General features: G+C 58.8%; 1 protein-coding gene. It reads right to left on the bottom strand.

What is annotated here, in order from left to right; genetic code table 11:
* Positions 1–152: 152 nt before the first annotated feature.
* Positions 153–605: a response regulator transcription factor gene (locus tag MXAZACID_RS17310; protein WP_168118471.1), complete on the bottom strand. Its 453-nt coding sequence runs from the start codon at positions 603–605 to the stop codon at positions 153–155.
* Positions 606–1097 lie beyond the last annotated feature (492 nt).

Here is a 1097-nt window from a genome sequence, read left to right as displayed (position 1 = left end):
GCTAAAACTCGGCGCTTTTGATTGCGCTCCACCGCTTTGAAGGCGGCTGGTACGGGCTCTAAAAACCATTCAATGGAGCGCCGTTCGCCGATAATATGTTAAACTTTTAACCCAACAGGTGAGCCAACACCTCCGTTAAAGCATGCAGCCAATTATCTCAAATCATTCGACGACTGACACATCGTGACCACCTGGCCCGCAAACCGCTTCATATATTCGAGTATCTTGAATTCGCGCGGCGTCAGCGACAATATTTGCGGACTGCGGGTGGCGCGGCGGGCGAGGCTGTCCAGGCATAGATCCTCAAGCTGCATATATTGCGCGCCCCCCGGCGGCCGGCAGCGGCGCACTACGGCCTCAACCCGCGCCGAAAGTTCGGCAACGGAAAATGGTTTGATCAGATAATCATCTCCGCCAGCCCGCAAGCCCTCGACACGATCCTCGATTCCGTCCAACGACGTGAGAAACAGCACCGGGGTTTGTACGCATGTCTCACGCAGCGCCTTCACCAGCGCAAGACCGCCGATACGCGGCAACATCCGGTTCACGATCAGCAGGTCCCAGAAGCTGCTACTGGCCTGCAGCAGCCCGGCATGGCCGTCCACCACTGCGGTTACTCAATGCCCCTCACGCCGCAACGCTGTTTTGACCATACGCACCGCCTCGGCATCGTCCTCAATCAGCAGAATCTTTTGAGATGCCATGCGCGCCCCCCGAATCAGACAACCAGCCTACTGCGGGTCAGGTCTCAACATAAGGTCTGCCGTTTCGTGTCGCCGCGCCAAGGAAAGCAGGTCTCGGCCTGTTCAGCTGGCCTCTGCCGGGTGGGCAAATCATCGTCAAGCCTGCGCGCCTCGTCAGCGCGGCTCCAGCAGCCCGGCATGCGGCGGAATTCCACTATTTATTGACGACGAAATGTCATCGAACAATCATGATCTCAGCCTCAGGTCAAACCAGGAAGCTCACTCGCACGATCGGGCCGGGTTCCTGATCCAGCAGGGCGATCTCGGCAACGTGGAGCTTCGCGATCGCGCGTACCAGCGGGAGGCCCAGCCCGTGATCCGGTGTGTTGCGGCTTTGATCAAGCCGCACGAAGC

The sequence above is a fragment of the Acidocella sp. MX-AZ02 genome (assembly GCF_000306035.1).
Classification (GTDB): domain Bacteria; phylum Pseudomonadota; class Alphaproteobacteria; order Acetobacterales; family Acetobacteraceae; genus Acidocella; species Acidocella facilis.
The sequence above is the reverse complement of the archived record's forward strand: the minus strand, read 5'-3'. Positions and strand labels throughout refer to the sequence as shown.